This window comes from Sphingomonas sp. PL-96 (assembly GCF_020707215.1).
GTDB lineage: Bacteria > Pseudomonadota > Alphaproteobacteria > Sphingomonadales > Sphingomonadaceae > Sphingomonas.
The window spans coordinates 1017852-1032830 of the sequence record NZ_JAJFET010000001.1; the positions used below are offsets into that span (position 1 = coordinate 1017852).

Sequence of the window (14979 nt, forward strand, 5' to 3'; positions counted from 1 at the left end):
CTAGTTCGGTCGGTTGGCGCTGGTGAGCCGCCGGCGTACTTCGGCGGTGAGGGCTTCCATGCTGTCCACCTGCCGGATGCCGTAGCGTTCAGCAGTGATGTCTACGTTGCCCTTGCGCCAGAAGCCCGGCGGACACAGCACGATCAGCTTCCCCGACCGCGCATGTAGCCCCATCTCCAGCAAGCTGACGGGGCTTTGGGTGCCGGGTGCGAGGTAGAGGACGATCACGTCGGCGGACTCGAGCGCGCTAAGTTCCCACTCGACCTGTTTGCGGAAGTGGGGTTGGCTCGCTTCGGGCTTCCAGGCCGGGTTCCAGTCCGTGCGACGCGGATTGAGGATCGTCACATCGAGGTCGCCGAGTGCTTTTACGAACTCGGCTTGCCAGTCCGTCGCCTTGCCCATGTCGATGCTGCCGGCCAGGAACACACGCGGGTGCGCATGATCCTGCGGGAGCGGTGCGGGCGACGTGATCAACCGCGGCTGGGCCGCAGCCGTCCCGGAAAGGACGACCGCGAGCGCCGGCAGCAGTGCACACAGCAGGCGACCCACGCCTGGTTTCAGCGCTTCAGCTCGGCAGCCGCACGCGCCTTTGCCTCAACTTCTTCCATTGTGCCGGTCGCAAGCCAGCTCCCGCCGACGCAGAGGACCGGATCGAACGCCAGCCACTCCGGCGCGCTTGCCAGCGACACGCCGCCGGTCGGGCAGAAACGTGCCTGGTAGAAGGGAGCCGCCAGCGCCTTCAACGCCTTCAATCCGCCCGAGGCTTCCGCCGGGAAGAATTTGAAGTGCGTGAGCCCCAGGTCGAGGCCGCGCATGATGTCGCCGGCATTGGCGATGCCCGGCAGGAACGGCACGCCGCTTTCGATCACCGCCGCACCAAGCTTTTCGGTAAGGCCCGGCGAGACGATGAACTCGGCGCCGGCATCCACCGCCTCGGCGAACTGGCCGGCGTTGACCACGGTGCCCGCCCCGACGATCGCGTCCTCAACCTTCTTCATCTCGCGGATCGCGTCGAGGGCGGCGGGCGTGCGCAGCGTGACTTCCAGCGTGCGGATGCCGCCGCGCACCAGCGCCTCGGCCAGCGGGCGGGCGGTGGCAGCGTCTTCGATCACCAGCACGGGGATGACCGGCCCGGTGTTCATGATCGTCTGGATGTCGGGATAGGTCATCGTGCGTGCTCCTGCGCGAATGCCGCCGCGGCGCCGAACAGGCCGGGCTGGGGATGGGTGATGATCTTGACGGGAATGGTGTTCATCAGCTGCTGGAACCGCCCCTTGGCGACGAAGCGCTGCGCAAAGCCGGATTCGATCAGCCGGTCCTTGAGTCGCAGCCCCAGGCCGCCGGCGATCACCACACCCGTCGGGCCGTGCGCCAGTGCCAGATCGCCCGCGACGCCGCCCAGCGAAACGCAGAACCGGTCGAGCGCCGCCACGGCCAGCCGGTCGCTGCCCTCGAACGCGAGCTGCCACAGCCGCTTGTCGTCGAGGTGGACGAAGGGCTTGCCCTCGATCTGTGCTAGCGTCTCGTAGATGTGCACGAGGCCCGGGCCGGCGCAGACGCGCTCGGCGGAGACGCGGGTGTAAGTTGGGCGCAGGCGGCGGATGATGGCGTCGTCGATCTCGTCGAGCGGCGCATAATCCTGATGCCCACCCTCTGTGGGAATGACGTGGTACTCGCCCGCCTCGCGAAACACCTGGGCGACGCCAAGGCCGGTGCCCGGGCCGCAAACGGTCAGCGAGCCGCGATCCGGGAACGGCACGTCCGGGCCGCACAGATGAACATAGGCGTCGCCGTCGAGCTGGCCCACCGCATGGCCGATCGCGCCGAAATCGTTGATCAACGAATACGCGTCGACGTCCAACCGCTCCTTGATGAGCGGCGGGCGGATGATCCAGGGATTGTTGGTGAGCTTGATGAGCTCGGGGTTGATCGGGGAGGCAAGCGCGATCGCCGCGGCGCGCGGGACCGGCCGGCCCAGCTGCTCGGCAAAGGCCGACCAGGCGAGCGGGAAGGTGGCGTGTTCGGCCACCTTCTGCGTCACCGGCTCGCCCAGGCTGATGACCCGACCGGCTTCCACCTCGGCGATGGCGAAGCGCGCGTGCGTGCCCCCGATATCAACCGCAACGACTTCCATTCCGCATCCCCTCCCTTTGCCCGTTTTTCGGGTCCTTGTCAGAAGCCTGCCATTGCAAGCATGGCCGAGGCTCCCGCCTCCGCCTCGCTCGCGCCGTGGCGCATGAGCGCGAACAGCTCGCGGCCGGTGCCCTGCGTAGGCGCTGGTGCCTCGGCAAGTTCGCGGGCCTCCCACTCGGCCGGATCGACCAGCGCGGTGAGCACGCCTGCCTCAGCATCGAGCCGCACGATATCGCCATCGCGCACCTTGCCGATCGGGCCGCCGCCCAGCGCCTCTGGCGACAGGTGGATCGCGCACGGCACCTTGCCGCTCGCGCCCGACATGCGGCCGTCGGTGACCAGTGCAACGCGGAAACCGCGGTTCTGGAGCACGCCCAGGGGCGGGGTCAGCTTGTGCAGTTCCGGCATGCCATTGGCGCGCGGACCCTGGTGGCGGACGACCACCACCACGTCGCGGTCGAGCTCGCCGGCCTTGAACGCCTCCTGCACCTGTGCCTGGTCCGAGAAGACGCGCGCCGGCGCCTCGATCGTCCAGCGGTCGCGCTCGACTGCCGACACCTTGATGCAGGCGCGGCCGAGGTTGCCCTGGAGGATGCGGAAGCCACCCTCGGGCGAGAAGGCTGCGTCGGCGGTGCGGACGATATTCTCGTCGCCCGATTGGGCGCCATGCTCGTGCCAGACCAGCGCGTCCGCCTCGATCCCGGCCTTGCGGCCATAGGCAGCCATGCCGTCCTTTGCGATCGTCAGCACGTCGCCGTGCAGCAGGCCGGCGTTCAGCAGTTCGCGGATCACGAAGCTGGGACCCCCCGCATCCTCGAACATGTTCACGTCCGCCGCGCCGTTCGGATAGACGCGTGCGAGCAGCGGCACGCTCTTCGACAGGCGATCGAAATCTTCCCAGTCGAGGACGATGCCGGCGCAGCGCGCGATCGCGGGCAGGTGGATCAGGTGGTTGGTCGAACCGCCGGTCGCGAGCAGCACGATGGCTGCATTGACGATCGCCTTTTCATCGACGCACCGCCCGACCGGGCGATAGTCGTCGCCGTTCCAGCCGATCTCGGCCAGGCGATGAACGGCGGCGCGCGTCAGTTCCTGACGCAGCTTGGTACCGGGGTTGGCAAAGGCTGCGCCGGGCACATGAAGGCCCATCGCCTCCATCATCATCTGGTTGGAATTGGCCGTGCCGTAAAAGGTGCAGGTGCCCTTGCCATGATAGGCGGCGATTTCCGCGTCGAGCAATTCCTCGCGGGTCGCCTTGCCCTCGGCATAGCGCTCGCGCACCGCCGCCTTGTCCTTGTTGGCGAGGCCCGAGCGCATCGGGCCGCCCGGCACCATGACCATCGGCAGGTGACCGAAGCGCAGCGCGCCCATCAGCAGGCCCGGCACGATCTTGTCGCAGATGCCGAGCAACGCCGCGCCCTCGAACATGCCGTGGCTGAGCGCAACCGCAGTGGAGAGGGCAATGGTGTCGCGGCTGAACAGCGACAGTTCCATGCCGGGATAACCCTGGGTCACGCCGTCGCACATCGCCGGCACGCCGCCGGCCACCTGCGCGGTGATGCCGGCCTCACGCGCCCAGACCTTCATCTGTTCGGGATAGCGGTAATAGGTCGCGTGCGCCGACAGCATGTCGTTGTAGGCGGTGACAATGCCGACGTTCATGTTCTTGGCGGGCCGCATGAAGTCGCGATCCTCGTCCGTCCCTGCATAGCCGTGCGCCAGGTTGGCGCAGCCGAGCATCGGGCGATCGACGCCGCCCTCCCGCTCGCGCTGGATCAGGTCGAGATAGGCCGCGCGGCGCTCGCGCGAGTTGGCGATGACGCGGTCGGTGACGGCCGCGATTTCGGAATGCAGCGTCATGATTCGCTCCAGTGGACGTCGACCGGCAATTCAACCTCGGACAGCACGCGCCCGATCGGCAGCGTCGAGCCGGCGCCCTCGCTGATCGCGCGCTCCAGCACTTCGCGCTTCTTCGGCCCGGAGATGGCGATCATCAGCGCGCGGGAAGAGGCGATGGCGGAGTGGGAGAGGGTGACGCGCGCGACCGGTGCCTCGGGCGGCAGCGGGTCGGGCATCACGCCCAGCGCGCGGCGCTCCTTGGGACCCTGCAGCGCCTCGTCCAGGTCGGGACCGGGGAAGATCGAGGCGGTGTGGCCATCGGTGCCGATGCCCAACAGGCAGAGGTCCAGCGGCCAGTGCACGTCCTGCAGCCGGGCGTCGGCAGCGCGCCCGGCGGCACGATAGTCGCTCGCCTTTTCGCTGGTGAGCGGCAGCACGCGCGCGCCCTTGGGCAGGAACACCTTGGCGATCCCGGTCACGTTCGACAGCGCGTCGCCCATCGGCACGAGGCGGTCGTCGGTGGGTACGATCGTCACCCGCTTCCAGTCGAGCTTGGCCGATGCCAGCTTCTCATAGATGGGCAGGGGGGTCTTGCCGCCCGGCAGTGCGATTACCGCCGCGCCGCGTGCGTCGATCGCGCTTTCGATGATGAACTGCACGTCACCGGCGACGGCGCCGGCCATCTCGGCCGCGTCGTCATATTCCCACCATTCAATCTCGGTCATTCGATCATCCTGCTTGCCAGCCGCGGGCGCAGGACCGGAGCTGGTCCTGCGCTCCCTTCCGAACCAACGGAAAGGGGCGGGGTAAGGTTCACTCGTTCCACGTCACGCCGTCACGCTCGGTAAGCGCGACGCTGGCGGTGGGGCCCCAGCTGCCGGAGGCGTAGGGCTTGGGCTTCATGTCGTTGGCCTCCCAGCCGGCGCGGATCGCGTCGATCCAGGTCCACTGCGCCTCCACCTCGTCGCGGCGCACGAACAAGGTGGGATCGCCCTCGATCAGGTCAAGCAGCAGGCGCTCATAGGCGATGCGACGGCGGGTGCCAGCAAAGGCTGTGGTGAGCGACAGGTCCAGCGGCACTTCGCGCAGGCGGATGCCCTCGCGATCCAGCCCCGGCTCCTTGGCCATCACCAGAAGACGCACATATTCCTCCGGCTGCAGCCGGATCACCAGCGTGTTGGGCTGGAGCATGCCGCCACGATCGGCAAAGATCGAGTGCGGCACCGGCTTGAACTGGATCGAGATTTCCGACTGTCGCGCCGACAGCCGCTTGCCGGTGCGCATGTAGAAGGGGACACCCTGCCAGCGCCAGCTGTCGACATGCGCCTTCACCGCGACAAAGGTTTCGGTGTTCGACGGCTTCTCCAGCTCCTCGACATAGCCGCGCACGATCTCGCCGTTGACGGCGCCGTCGCGATACTGGCCGATCACGGTCTCGGTCTGTACCTCGGCCGGGCCGATCGGACGCAGCGAGCGCAGGATCTTCACCTTCTCGTCGCGGATGGCGGTGCCGTCGAAGCGTGCCGGCGGCTCCATCGCGATCAATGCCAGCAGCTGGAGCATGTGGTTCTGCACCATGTCGCGCAGCGCGCCGACATCGTCGTAATAGCCTGCACGGCCTTCCAGCCCGACGGTTTCCGACACGGTGATCTGGACATGGTCGATGCCGCGGGCGTTCCAGATCGGCTCGAACATCGCATTGCCGAAGCGCAACGCCAGGATGTTCTGCACCGTCTCCTTGCCCAGATAATGGTCGATCCGGAAGATGCGGTCCTCCGGAAACGCCTCGGCAACGATGTCGTTGATCTCGCGGCTGGATTTCAGGTCGTTGCCGAGCGGCTTCTCCAGGCTGATGCGGACGTTTTCGCCGGCAAGCCCCGCGGATTTCAAGCCCTTGATGGTCGGGGCGAACAGCCACGGCGCCGTGGAGAGAAAGATCGCGAGCCCGCCCGAGATGTCGCCCAGCTTTTCAGCGAGCCCGGTGAACCCGTCGACCTGCGACGCGTCCATCGGGTGATAGTGCAGACGCTCCAGGAAGCCGGTAAGCGCAGCCTCATCCTGGCGATCGGCGGGCAGGTGCTCGTCCAATGCCGCCTTGGCAAAGGCGCGGAAGCCGGCGTCGTCGTGGTCGTGCCGCGCCGTCCCGGTGATCGTCAGGCCTTCCGGCAGCAGCCCGTCGGCATGAAGGCCGTAGAGCGACGGCAGCAACATGCGCTGCGACAGGTCGCCCGTTGCCCCGAACAGCAGCAGCTTGCCGACCGGCTGTCTCATAGTAACTCCCTCGCTCTAACTTCGCACATGCGCTTAGCCCGCCTGCGGCGCCATGCAACCCGCAGGCTGGTCGAACGGCTGCCCTTAGAGGACCAGCCCGGCGGCGGGATCGAACCCGGCCATGATGTTGAGGTTCTGGACAGCGGCCCCCGCCGCGCCCTTGCCCAGATTGTCGAGTGTCGCGACCAGTCGCGATTGGCCGACCGCGGCGTTGCCGAAGACCCGCACCGTCAGCCTGTCGGTACCGGCGTTCTCCTCGATCGACACGGTCGGCGCTTCGGCAGAACCGACATGGATCACCGGGGAGCCGCGATAGGCCTCCTGAAGCGCGCTCTCGATCGCCGGAAGCGCGGAACGCGGCGTCATCGCGTGCAGTGGCAGCGGCACCTCGACGACCATGCCGCGATAGGTGTTCGCCACGGCTGGCGTGAAGATCGGCGGATGTGCCAGCCGCGCATGGCGCTGCATTTCGGCCACGTGCTTGTGTCCCAGCGCCATCGCATAGGCGCGAAACGCCGGCGGGTTCGGCTGCTGATATTCCTCGATCATCGACCGACCCCCGCCCGAATAGCCGGACACGGCGTTGACGCTGACCGGCCAGTCGTGCGGGATCAGGCCGGCCCGTACCAGCGGACGCACAAGGGCCAGGAACCCGGTCGGGTAGCAGCCCGGATTGGCGACGCGCGCAGCCTCGGCAATCAGCGTCGGTTGCACCGGCTCCAGTTCGGCCATGCCATAGGTCCAGCCTTCCACGGTGCGATGAGCGGTGGAAGCGTCGATCACGCGCGTGCGATCGTTGTCGATCAGCGAGACCGCCTCGCGCGCTGCGTCATCGGGCAGGCAGAGGATGACGAAGTCGGCGTCGTTCAGCGCCTCGCGCCTGGCCGCAGGATCCTTGCGGCGGCTGTCTTCCAGAGTCACGAGGCTGATTTCCGGGCGACCGGTGAGCCGCTCCCGGATCTCAAGGCCGGTGGTGCCGACGGCACCATCGATGAATACGGTCGCGGTCACGGCTGCCGCCTCCTCACGATGGTCCCATGTGCGGCAACAAGCGCCGCAATCGGCGCGCGTGCGACACCGTCCGGGGAAACATGGATCGCGTTCTCGGCGTCGACCACGACGGCGCTGTGGTCTTCGAAGAAGAGGACCTGGCCCCGCACGAACGGAGCCTCCGGGATCAGGGCCATGCCCAGCATTGCCCCCTGAAGGTCCAGGAAGCGCGGTGCCTCGACGCCGGCAAGTTGCAGGCACAGGAACACCAGGCCTGCAGCATCGACCCCGGCGCCGGACCGGCCGCCTGCGCGCGCCGGTGCTCCGATCAGGCGCTCCGCGACGGTTGCAATGTCGAGCGCCAGCGCGTCGAGGGGCAGCAGAGCGTCGGCATCGACATAGCCACCGTCGACCTCGAACGCCGACTCACCGGCACCGGTGGCTGCAACCCGGCTTCCCATCGCGAGCGTTCCCAGCACCTTGCTGTCGCTGGAGGGCAGGGCACGGATGCTCGCGTTGCGGACTGCGACGATATGGGTGGGAGCATAGACGGCGGTGAAAGCGGCTGCCTCGACGAAGCCGACGCTGCCGTCGACCGGAGAGAGGCCCCAGATATGGTCACCGGAAAACTCGAGTGCGTCGAAGGGTTCACCTGCAAGCACTTCCGACTGAACCGTTTCCGGCGCATTGCCGCGGGCGAGAAGAGGCACTGCTCGGCCTGCGGTACGCGGCACCGCAAGGGCATAGTGCGGCGCGAACACGCGATCCGCCAATCGAACATCGGCCAGGTCGCGACGCGCGGCATCGACACGCACGTCTAGTGTCGAAGAGCGCCCCGCGAGTGAAAACCGGCTACGCGGTTGCCCTTCGGGCAACGAGCTCGCTGACCCGGTCGTCCGCGAGAAAATGCCCGAACTCTGCAAGAAAATCTGCCCCTTCGCTGGTCTGTGCGACGAAGATGTTGCGTTTGTCCGCCTCATCGCGCTGGCGGCGCAGATAGCCGAGCGTGCCCAGCCTGTTCAAGGCGCGCGTGACCACAGGCTTCGACACGTTCAGCGCCCGCGCCAGCCCGCGGACCGTATGCGGTCCGGGTTCGAGATAGACAAGCAGCATCAGCGCCATCTGACGATTCGTCAGGTCGGGCTCCCCGGACCGGACGTAATCGACCAATCCGCGCATCCACTTCCCGAGGGATTTCTCGGAGAACGGTTTCACGTTTTCTCCCATGGCGTTAAGCTTCGTCCGCAAAGGAGCTGACCGGAAGGGGAACGCCCCTGCTGGTGCAAGTTTCCCGCGGTTTGCGAAATGTTACGGCCCCGTCGATCCGTTCCGGTTGATCCCCCGTCTGCGCTCGCCTATGTCGCCGCCACACCAGAAAAATCGGATCGCTTTCTCCCCATGTTCACCTTCCTGCTCGTCGTTCATGCCATCATCGCTGCGCTGCTTGTGACGGTGATCCTGATGCAGCGTTCGGAAGGGGGCGGCCTGACCACGGGCGGCAGCCCGTCCGGCCTGATGTCGGCACGCGGTGCGGCCGATTTCCTGACGCGCTCGACGGCGATCCTGGCGGGGCTGTTCATCGCGATGAGCATCCTGCTGGCGGTGCTCGCAGCAACGCGGCACGACGCGATCGACACCTCGCTCGCCCGGCCGACCGCCCCGGCTGCGGCGCCGGCAGTACCCGTCGCTCCGGTCGATGCCGGCGTCCCCGGCAACGTCGCGGCACCGGCTTCGGCCGACAATGGCGCGGTTCCGATCGCCCGCTAACTTCATTTTTTCAAACCATTGGTCGCTTTTGCGGGGTGCGCGAGTCATCGCGCGCTTGCGCAAGGCGGCTGCTACACGTTAGGCGTTTCCTCCCATGGCGCGGTATATTTTCATCACCGGCGGCGTGGTATCGTCGCTCGGCAAGGGACTCATGGCAGCCAGCCTCGCGGCGCTGCTTCAGGCGCGGGGCTACAAGGTCCGCATCCGCAAGTTCGATCCGTATCTGAACGTCGATCCCGGCACGATGTCGCCGTACCAGCACGGCGAAGTCTATGTGACCGATGACGGGGCGGAGACCGACCTCGACCTTGGCCATTATGAGCGCTTCACGGGCGTTGCCGCGCATCAGTCGGACAACGTCACCTCGGGCCGCATCTATCAGCAGATCATCGCGCGCGAGCGGCGCGGCGATTATCTGGGCGCGACCGTTCAGGTGATCCCGCACGTGACCGACGCGATCAAGGCGTTCGCGCTTGCCGATACCGACGACCTCGACTTCGTGCTGTGCGAGATCGGCGGCACGGTCGGCGACATCGAGTCGCTGCCGTTCATCGAGGCGATCCGCCAGCTCAAGAACGAGATGGGCCGCGGCCAGTCGATCAGCGTCCACGTGACGCTGGTCCCGTATATCTCGGCCGCTGGCGAGCTGAAGACCAAGCCTACCCAGCATTCGGTCCGCGAACTGGCAGCGCTTGGCGTGCAGCCGGACGTGCTGGTCTGCCGCTGCGAGCAGCCGCTGCCTGAGGGCGAGCGCGCCAAGATCGCGCTGTTCTGCAACGTCCGCAAGGAAGCGGTGATCCCCGCACTGGATGCCTCCAGCATCTATGCGGTGCCGCTCCAGTATCACGGCCAGGGCCTCGACTCGGAGGTGCTGCGCGCTTTCGGCATCGAGCCGGGCGAACTCCCCAAGCTCGACCGCTGGTCGACGATCATGGAGCGCCTGTCCAACCCGGAAGGCGAAGTCACGATCGGCGTCGTCGGCAAATATGTCGGCCTGCCGGACGCGTACAAGTCGCTGCACGAGGCGCTGGTCCATGGCGGCATCGCCAATCGCGTGAAGGTCAACGTGCGCTGGCTCGACGCCGAGCTGTTCGAGCGTGACGAAGCGACCATCGCCAGCCAGCTCGAGCCGATGCACGCCATCCTCGTCCCCGGCGGCTTCGGCGAGCGCGGGTCGGAGGGCAAGATCGCCTCCGTCCGTTTCGCACGGGAGCGCCAGGTGCCGTTCTTCGGCATCTGCCTCGGCATGCAAATGGCCTGCGTCGAAGCGGCGCGGGACCAGGGCATCGACAAGGCATCGACCACGGAGTTCGGCGCGACGGAAGAGCCGGTGGTCGGCCTCATCACCGAATGGATGTCCGAAAAGGGCCTGGAGAAGCGCGAGGCCGGCGGCGACCTGGGCGGCACGATGCGGCTCGGCGCCTATCCGGCGAAGCTCGCCGGCAACAGCGTTGTCGCATCCATCTATGGTGGTACCGAGATCAGCGAGCGGCATCGCCACCGCTATGAGGTGAACACGCACTATCGTGACGTGCTGGAGCGCGGTGGGCTCGTGGTGTCGGGGACCTCGCCCGACGAGACGCTGCCGGAGATCGTCGAGCGGCCGGACCATCCCTGGTTCGTCGGCGTGCAGTTCCACCCGGAACTCAAGTCCAAGCCGTTCGACCCGCACCCGCTGTTCGCGAGCTTCATCGAAGCGGCGGTGCGCCAGTCGCGGCTGGTTTAAGGCTTCCGCCTGCTCATACGGAGGCAGGACGCGTGCAGCACCTGCTGACCGTTCGTCCTGAGTAGACATTGAGCGTAGCCGAAATGGCGTATCGAAGGACCGGCGGCGGTGCTTCGATACGGGGCTTCGACACGCTCAGCCGCCTACGCACCACAAACGGTTGTTCTTAGGCGTCTGTCGCTCCGCATGGCCGGCGCCAATTGGATACGCAAAGGGCGCCCGAGCCATTGCCCGGGCGCCCCTGCTTCGGCGCGCAAGGGAGCAACGCGCCTTAGTCGGTGACCTCGATCAGGCGGCCTGAGCTACCTGAGAGTCGTCCGGCCGGTGCTCGACCGCCGGAGTCGTGCTGGTCGACACAGCGATCTTGCGCGGCTTCATCGCCTCCGGAACCTCACGCACCAGCTCGATCACGAGCAGGCCGTCAGCCAGGTTGGCGTTCTCGACGCGCACGAAGTCGGCGAGCTCGAACCGCCGCTCAAAGCTGCGGTTGGCGATCCCGAGGTGCAGGAATGCGCTGCGCTGCGCATCCGTCTCGGCCGCCTTCTTGCCCGTCACCAGCAGCATGTTCTGCTGCGCGGTGATGTCGATCTCCTCGGACTTGAAGCCTGCGACCGCCAGCGTGATGCGATAGCGATCCTCGGCAATGCGCTCGAGGTTGAAGGGGGGGTAATTCTCCGACGACGCCTGGCGCGCCGATGCTTCGAGCATGTCGAAGAGGCGGTCGAAGCCGATCGTGGAACGACGATAGGGGGTGAAATCAAACTGGCGCATGCAAATCCTCCAATGAGCAAAATGCTTGGATGGAAGCCGGCATCTGCCCGGCTCCCGAGCGGCCCCGAAGGCACCGCTCACCAGAGGATTTGGTGGCCGTAATCGAGCTTTCAAGAGGGTCTGAAAGCAGCAAATCTGCGCGCAAACGACAAACGCTCGAACCGTTTCCGGTTCGAGCGCCTGCGTGACGATCGCTCGTCAGCCCCCTTGTCAGCTTCCGGCCCGCACGCTGCTTCCCCACAAGGACAGCGGGGCCTGAAAGCCTCCCCGAACCACGGCCTTTTTTGCCTGCGTTTCGTGGGGACTTGCTACGTCGCCGGCGGCACCTTGTCACCAGCCCGGACAGCCGGTGCGCGAGAATCGCTTCACCATGTGTTCATTCGGCAACAGGGCAGATTGCCTCTCCCCGCCACCCCACCTACAGGCGGGGGACCTTCTCCACGACGGGACCTGCCCAGCCGATGCTCCTTTCCAGCTACGAGCGCATGATCGCCCGACGCTATCTTCTGCCCGGGCGCGGGGAGGCGTTCATCGCCCTGGTTGCCGGCATCAGCCTTATCGCCGTCATGTTGGGCGTGGCGGCGCTGGTGATCGTCATGAGCGTCATGAACGGCTTCCGCGCGGAGCTGTTCGACAAGATCGTCGGGCTCAATGGCCATGCGGTGGTGCAGGGCTACAACGGCGTGCTGCGCGACTGGCGGCAGGTGCTGGACGACGCGCGCAAGACGCCCGGCGTCACCTCTGCCACGCCGCTGATCGAACAGCCGCTGTTCGCCACGCTGGAGGGGCGGTCGGACTTCGTGCTGGTCCGCGGCATGCAGCTGCAGGACATTCTGAACACCTCCACGATCCGCGACAATGTAAAGGCAGGCTCGCTCAGGTCGCTGGTGCCGAACAGCGGGACGGTCGCGATCGGCTCCCGGCTCGCGGAGTCGCTCGGCGCCACGGTCGGCAGCGACATCTCGATCATCAACCCGCAGGGACCGGCGACGCCGTTCGGCACGGCGCTGCGCATGGTAAGCTATCGCGTCGGCGCGATCGTGGAGGTCGGCGTCTATGATTACGACAAGGCGTTCGTGATCATGCCGATCGAGGATGCGCAGACTCTGCTGATGCTGGGCGACGGCGTGAACATGGTCGAGATCAACACGGCCGATGCGGACAAGGTCGAGCAGATCGTCACGCCGCTTGCCGAAAAGGTCGGATCGCGCGGGCGCCTGGTCGACTGGCGCCAGCTCAACTCGCAGCTGTTCGAGGCGCTGGCGGTGGACCGGATCGTCACCTTCACGGTGCTGTCGATCATCATCCTGGTCGCGGTGTTCAACATCCTGTCGTCGCTGATCATGCTGGTGCGCGCCAAGACCCGCGATATCGCGATCCTGCGGACGATGGGCGCGAGCCGGGCCAGCCTGCTGCGGATCTTCATGACCGTCGGCACCACCGTGGGCGCGCTTGGCGTGGGGGCAGGGCTGGTGCTCGGCTTCGTCTTCCTGCACTTCCGCCAGAGCGTCGTCGGCTTCATCGGGTTGGTGACGGGGCAGAACATCTGGGATCCCACCGTTCGCTTCCTCACCACGCTGCCGTCGAAGGTCGATCCCGTGGAGATCACGACCATTTCGATCGTAGCGCTGCTGCTGGCGTTCCTCGCCACGCTCTATCCGGCTCTCAAGGCCGCCAACACCGATCCCGTGCAGGTGCTTCGTTATGACTGATCCCGTCCTGCAGACCCAGGCGCTGCGCCGCAGCTTCACCCAGGGCGAACAGACGATCCATGTGCTGCGCGGTGTCGACCTGAAGGTCGAGCCCGGAGAGATCGTGGCGCTGCTCGGGCCCTCGGGCTCGGGCAAGTCGACGCTGCTCCAGGCCGTCGGCCTGCTGGAGGGCGGCTTCGAGGGTTCGATCCGGGTCGGCGGGACCGAGGCAGCGCGGCTCGACAGCGCCGGTCGCACGGCGATGCGACGCGAGAAGCTGGGCTTCATCTACCAGTTCCACCACCTGCTGCCGGACTTCAACGCGGTCGAGAACGTCGTCCTGCCGCAGCTGATCGCGGGGAGTGATCGCCCGCACGCCGAGGCGCGCGCACAGGCGCTGCTGACGGCGCTCGGTCTTGGCCACCGCCTGGGTCACCGCCCGAGCCAGCTTTCGGGTGGCGAGCAGCAGCGGGTCGCCGTCGCCCGTGCGCTAGCCACTCAGCCGGCGCTGGTGCTGGCGGACGAGCCGACCGGCAATCTGGACGAGGCGACCGCCGACGTGGTGCTGGCCGAATTCCTGCGCCTGGTTCGCCACGAGGGCTCTGCCGCCCTGATTGCGACGCACAACGAACGCCTGGCGCAGCGGATGGACCGGGTGGTCCGTCTCCATGATGGCGTGCTGAGCTAAGAACCAGGAGCCGCAACCATGACCCCGATCACCGACATCGCCGTTACCTGCGCGGATGGCAGCAGCAGCACGCTCGCCGACCATGCAGGCAAGGTCCTGCTGATCGTCAACGTGGCGTCCAAGTGCGGCTTCACCCCGCAATATGAGGGGCTGGAGGCGCTGCACCGCCGCTATGCCGATCGCGGCCTGGCGGTGCTGGGCTTCCCCTGCAACCAGTTCGGCGCGCAGGAGCCGGGCGACGCGGCGGAGATCGCGAACTTCTGCTCGCTGACCTACGACGTGACCTTCCCGTTGTTTGCGAAGATCGACGTGAACGGCGAGCATGCCGCGCCGCTGTTTCGTGCGTTGGCGGCCGAGGCACCCGGGCTGCTCGGCAGCAAGTCGATCAAGTGGAACTTCACCAAGTTCCTGGTCGACCGCTCGGGCCGGGTCGTGGCGCGATACGCGCCCACGACCAAGCCCGAGGCGCTGGCGGCAGATATCGAGCGGCTGCTCGACGCTTGAGGGCTCAGACGCCCGTTTCGAAGGCGGGCGCGCCCTTGCGGTGGTTGAGGCCGCTCAGGATTGCCGTGATCCCGCCCAACAGGAAGCTGAAGCCGAGGATATAGCCCGGCAGGGTCAGGGCCGAGAACGGCACGGTTGCCAGGATCAGGATCGCGAGCACCAGGTTGACGACGCCCAGCGTGATCATCAGCCCCTTGCTGCGGCGCAGCTTCAGGCCCCAGCGGATTTCCATCAGTCCGCGCACTGCGAGCCAGATCGCCACCAGCAGGGTGAGCGAGATCGCACCGGCAAGCGGGCGGAACACCAGCATCAGTCCGACGACCAGCGACAGGACCCCATAGCCGATCGAATAGCCGCGCACGTCATGACCGCGACCGGCGAACCCCGCGACGATCGCCAGCACGCCCGAAACCAGGAAGAAGCTGCCGACGACGATGGTGACCGCGAGCGTGGCCGAAAACGGCCAAGCGAAGGCGAGCAGCCCCAGCACCGCCGAGGCGATGCCGTAGAGAAGGATCCACCCCCAGCCGGCTCCAGCGCGCGGTAGCGCCTGCGTTGCACCGTCGGAAGTGGTTCGAAAGTCCGTCATCGCCAAAGCC

Annotated in this window: 16 protein-coding genes; 5 read left to right on the top strand and 11 right to left on the bottom strand. The window is 66.8% G+C overall.

Annotated elements, in window-relative coordinates:
- The 9 genes from LK533_RS04660 to LK533_RS04700 all read right to left on the bottom strand — a co-directional run bounded on the left by LK533_RS04660 (position 1) and on the right by LK533_RS04700 (position 8412).
- Positions 1 to 549: a nucleoside 2-deoxyribosyltransferase domain-containing protein gene (locus tag LK533_RS04660; protein WP_229361586.1), complete on the bottom strand. Its 549-nt coding sequence runs from the start codon at positions 547 to 549 to the stop codon at positions 1 to 3.
- Between the two features lie 8 nt (positions 550 to 557).
- Complete coding sequence (gene eda, locus LK533_RS04665) at positions 558 to 1169, bottom strand: bifunctional 4-hydroxy-2-oxoglutarate aldolase/2-dehydro-3-deoxy-phosphogluconate aldolase (protein WP_229361587.1); 612 nt, start codon at positions 1167 to 1169, stop codon at positions 558 to 560.
- Positions 1166 to 2134 carry a glucokinase gene (locus LK533_RS04670; protein ID WP_229361588.1) on the bottom strand — a complete coding sequence of 323 codons (969 nt, stop codon included), beginning with the start codon at positions 2132 to 2134 and terminating at the stop codon, positions 1166 to 1168. Before LK533_RS04670 ends, eda begins: the two co-directional genes overlap by 4 nt.
- Before the next feature lie 38 nt (positions 2135 to 2172).
- A complete protein-coding gene (gene edd / locus LK533_RS04675; RefSeq protein WP_229361589.1) occupies positions 2173 to 3993 on the bottom strand; it encodes a phosphogluconate dehydratase in 1821 nt (606 codons plus the stop codon).
- Positions 3990 to 4697: a 6-phosphogluconolactonase gene (gene pgl / locus LK533_RS04680; protein ID WP_229361590.1), complete on the bottom strand. Its 708-nt coding sequence runs from the start codon at positions 4695 to 4697 to the stop codon at positions 3990 to 3992. Before pgl ends, edd begins: the two co-directional genes overlap by 4 nt.
- Positions 4698 to 4785: 88 nt before the next feature.
- The gene (zwf, locus tag LK533_RS04685; protein ID WP_229361591.1) at positions 4786 to 6243 is read right to left on the bottom strand and encodes a glucose-6-phosphate dehydrogenase; all 1458 of its coding nucleotides are present in this window, start codon (positions 6241 to 6243) and stop codon (positions 4786 to 4788) included.
- 84 nt (positions 6244 to 6327) lie between these two features.
- A complete protein-coding gene (gene argC / locus LK533_RS04690; protein ID WP_229361592.1) occupies positions 6328 to 7254 on the bottom strand; it encodes an N-acetyl-gamma-glutamyl-phosphate reductase in 927 nt (308 codons plus the stop codon).
- Complete coding sequence (locus tag LK533_RS17920) at positions 7251 to 8048, bottom strand: NlpC/P60 family protein (protein ID WP_229361593.1); 798 nt, start codon at positions 8046 to 8048, stop codon at positions 7251 to 7253. The genes argC and LK533_RS17920 overlap by 4 nt, the downstream gene beginning before the upstream one ends.
- A 37-nt stretch (positions 8049 to 8085) precedes the next feature.
- Positions 8086 to 8412: a MarR family transcriptional regulator gene (locus LK533_RS04700; protein WP_125959725.1), complete on the bottom strand. Its 327-nt coding sequence runs from the start codon at positions 8410 to 8412 to the stop codon at positions 8086 to 8088.
- Between the two features lie 219 nt (positions 8413 to 8631).
- On the opposite strand from LK533_RS04700, the gene secG reads away from it, so the two are divergent.
- Together secG and LK533_RS04710 are read left to right on the top strand one after the other, a co-directional pair.
- Positions 8632 to 9000 (top strand): preprotein translocase subunit SecG, encoded by a 369-nt coding sequence (secG, locus tag LK533_RS04705; RefSeq protein WP_229361594.1) that lies wholly within the window; start codon positions 8632 to 8634, stop codon positions 8998 to 9000.
- A gap of 94 nt (positions 9001 to 9094) precedes the next feature.
- Positions 9095 to 10726 carry a CTP synthase gene (locus tag LK533_RS04710; RefSeq protein ID WP_229361595.1) on the top strand — a complete coding sequence of 544 codons (1632 nt, stop codon included), beginning with the start codon at positions 9095 to 9097 and terminating at the stop codon, positions 10724 to 10726.
- Between the two features lie 288 nt (positions 10727 to 11014).
- Here LK533_RS04710 and LK533_RS04715 read toward each other — a convergent pair whose 3' ends face one another.
- The gene (locus tag LK533_RS04715) at positions 11015 to 11497 is read right to left on the bottom strand and encodes an Hsp20 family protein (protein ID WP_229361596.1); all 483 of its coding nucleotides are present in this window, start codon (positions 11495 to 11497) and stop codon (positions 11015 to 11017) included.
- A 461-nt stretch (positions 11498 to 11958) separates the two neighbouring features.
- Between LK533_RS04715 and LK533_RS04720 the strand changes: the two genes are divergently transcribed.
- Genes LK533_RS04720 through LK533_RS04730 form a run of 3 tightly spaced genes read left to right on the top strand, consistent with a single transcriptional unit; the run spans position 11959 to position 14380 of the window.
- A complete protein-coding gene (locus tag LK533_RS04720) occupies positions 11959 to 13209 on the top strand; it encodes a lipoprotein-releasing ABC transporter permease subunit (RefSeq protein WP_229361597.1) in 1251 nt (416 codons plus the stop codon).
- Positions 13202 to 13876, top strand: coding sequence for an ABC transporter ATP-binding protein (locus tag LK533_RS04725; protein WP_229361598.1), 675 nt, complete (start codon positions 13202 to 13204; stop codon positions 13874 to 13876). The genes LK533_RS04720 and LK533_RS04725 overlap by 8 nt, the downstream gene beginning before the upstream one ends.
- Before the next feature lie 18 nt (positions 13877 to 13894).
- The gene (locus tag LK533_RS04730; RefSeq protein WP_229361599.1) at positions 13895 to 14380 is read left to right on the top strand and encodes a glutathione peroxidase; all 486 of its coding nucleotides are present in this window, start codon (positions 13895 to 13897) and stop codon (positions 14378 to 14380) included.
- A gap of 4 nt (positions 14381 to 14384) precedes the next feature.
- Here LK533_RS04730 and LK533_RS04735 read toward each other — a convergent pair whose 3' ends face one another.
- Positions 14385 to 14969, bottom strand: a complete 585-nt coding sequence (locus LK533_RS04735) for an HdeD family acid-resistance protein (RefSeq protein WP_229361600.1) — start codon at positions 14967 to 14969, stop codon at positions 14385 to 14387.
- Positions 14970 to 14979 lie beyond the last annotated feature (10 nt).